A 3050-nucleotide genomic window follows, 5' to 3' on the forward strand; every position below is an offset into this window, starting at 1 on the left:
ACACCTGCTAAGCTAAGTTGCGGCGTGCCTGTGACATTGACGATTTGAGAGAACTTAACTGTAATGTCGATCGCCCTTCCAATACCGTAAATCCCGTCGGGTGTGGCGGCACTAACACCCGTAACAGTGGGAAGGGGATTAATTGCAATATCGGCAGTTTCAGTAGCGCTACTGAAAACACTGGATGTAGTGTTATTCGTTCGGTCTGCGGTTACGTTGGCTACATTGCCGTTAGTGCCAGTAATTCGATCCCAGGCGGCAAAGGCGATCGCGTTGGTGACAGTGCCGTTATAACCTGGATTGGGAACAAATCGGATTTTGGTGTTGGTATCACTGGCTAATAGTAAGGCGTTGGTGGCAGAAACGGCTGGGGCGTTATTCCAGATAGTGCCGTTGGTGGTGTATTGCCAAGTGCCGTTAGTGGTGTCGAGGTTGGTGATGGCAATACCTTGTAAGGCACTGAGGTTGGGATCGGTGATTTTGGTGCCGCCGAGGTTGGCGATGATGGTGCTAATTAATGTACCTGGGCTGGCGCTGTCGTTTTGGTTTTGGGCGTTGAGAGTGGGTGTGCCGGTGTTATCTAGTGCGGGAGAGTTGTTGACTAAGACGGTGACTGTGGTGGGAGTGGAGGCGGTGCCGTCAGTTGCAGTGTATTGAAAGGTGTCTACACCGTTGAATCCGGCGTTGGGGGTGTAAAAGATGTTGCGTCCATTGTCAACCGCGATCGCAAAGACAGTGCCATTCATCCCGCTACTTGGGTTGAAAGCAGTATCCAGGCTGCCGTCGGTGTTCATTCTGGCGATATAGTTGCGACCTGTGCCGTTGACTGTGCTGAAAGCGCCGCCTGCATACGGCTTGCCACTGGTGTCGAGGGCGATCGCATAGACACTGCTATCCATGCCGCTACTGGGGTTGAAAGCAGTATCCAGGCTGCCGTCGGGGTTCATTCTGGCGATTCTGTTGCGAGCTGTGCCGTTGACTGTGACGAAATCGCCGTCTACGTAGGGCTTGCCACTGCTGTCTATGGCGATCCCATCGACACTGTTATTCATCCCGCTACTGGGGTTGAAAGCAGTATCCAGGCTGCCGTCGGCGTTCATTCTGGCGATATGGTTGCGAGCTGTGCCGTTGACTGTGCTGAAAGAACCCCCTGCATACGGCTTGCCACTGCTGTCGAGGGCGATCGCATAGACATAATTATCCATGCCGCTACTCGGGTTGAAAGCAGTATCCAGGCTGCCGTCGGGGTTCATTCTGGCGATATAGTTGCGAGCTGTGCCGTTGACTGTGGTGAAATAGCCTCCTGCGTAAAGTTTGCCACTGCTGTCGAGGGCGATCGCCTGGACATAATTATTCATCCCGCTACTGGGGTTGAAAGCAGTATCCAGGCTGCCGTCGGCGTTCATTCTGGCGATTCTGTTGCGAGCTGTGCCGTTGACTGTGGTGAAACCGCCCCCTGCGTAAAGTTTGCCGCTGCTGTCGAGGGCGATCGCCTGGACATCGCTATTCATCCCGCTACCGGGGTTGAAAGCAGTATCCAGGCTGCCGTCGGGGTTCATTCTGGCGATTCTGTTGCGAGCTGTGCCGTTGACTGTGGTGAAATAGCCGCCTACGTAGGGCTTGCCACTGCTGTCTATGGCGATCGCAGAGACAGGGCCATTGATCCCGCTACTGGGGTTGAAAGCAGTATCCAGGCGGCCGTCGGCGTTCATTCTGGCGATTCTGTTGCGAGCTGTGCCGTTGACTGTGGTGAAACTGCCCCCTGCGTAAATCCAATCGTTAATGGTGGCGGTACCATTAGTAGGCGCAGTGGTGATGCTTTGCACTGAAACCCGACTGCTGCCCGTGTCGTTGGCGAGGGTGTCTATGCTAATTTGGGGCGAGTTGACGGGGATGGCTTTATTGTCGGGGATGGCGCTGGCTGCTAGGATGCCGCTATAGGCTAAAGCCTTAATGGGTGTTGCTGAGATGCAGCCGATTTGTACTTCTAGTTCCCAGTCTCCTCCCAGTGCGGCATTGCCGGTGGGGTTGGCGGAGGCGGCGACGTCGGCACCGGTTAATTCACTCAGGCGTTCGAGGAATTGGTTAGGTTTTGTAGGGCTATTTTCAACTGGGCGGTTAAAACCGCTACTACACAAACTAAAGCTGCCTGCGCGGGTTGAAATTTCATATTCCCGGTAGGCGGAATTTGTTTGTATAGCCGCGCATTCTATTTGCCAAGGCTGATTAAAAGCGGCGACATTACACCCGTAGAGGAGAATATCGGCACCGGGAATTAATGCTTTGCGCCACTGTTGGAGTCCAGGGGCGAAGTTTTCTATGTTGCTGCTGTTGAGTGTATTTGCACCGAGATGTACGGAACCTGGAGAGCCGTGAGAGATGATGTGGATTGCTTCTATATTTTGTTCAATTGCTAGCCTTTTGGTGATTTGCTCAATGCCATCGAGGGTTTCATCTAGGATAATTACTTCAGCATTTGGGGAAACACCGCTAATTAAACTCTGATAATCTTCAACATTTGATTCAATAAAAACTAGAGTATAGACGTTTTTTTCCTGTATCATTTGTAACCTTTTACTTTTTCAAGCGGTGAGCCGAATAAAAAACATTTATTGCTAATTAAAAACCTCTCTCATGGGGCTTCTAGTGTGACTTGACTCCTGTACCCACTCACGAGGGCGCACCGCCATCAGCCAGGTCGTAAGTTCTGTCTTTCCTGGCAGTCATTTTTGTGGTTAAGTTTTCTAGATTATCACCTGCTATCCTTACCAGAAAACTCCCATTACTATTTTCTGATTCCTGGCTTTATTTTATAGCACTTGTCACCTTTTTTCCCGCTCCAAGCTAACTAATATTCAATCATTCCCAACACTTAGGCACTCACGCCCGTTGGGTTGGGTGGCACAATTTCCATCTGCAGCTTTTATTAGTAGATTGTTGCTGGGATACAAAATATATCGGCATCCCCGAAAACTACACCACGAAACTCACTAGCTCAACTATACTGCTGGCAGTCACTCCTTTTAATATAGCTAAATATTCCCCTGTTA

1 protein-coding gene is annotated in these 3050 nt (G+C 50.9%); it reads right to left on the reverse strand.

What is annotated here, in order from left to right; genetic code table 11:
- Nucleotides 1-2564 (reverse strand): DUF4347 domain-containing protein (locus QUB56_RS36635; protein WP_332961263.1); only part of this gene is annotated, 2564 nt, incomplete at its 3' end.
- Nucleotides 2565-3050 lie beyond the last annotated feature (486 nt).

This window comes from Microcoleus sp. AR_TQ3_B6, assembly GCF_036702785.1.
Classification (GTDB): domain Bacteria; phylum Cyanobacteriota; class Cyanobacteriia; order Cyanobacteriales; family Microcoleaceae; genus Microcoleus.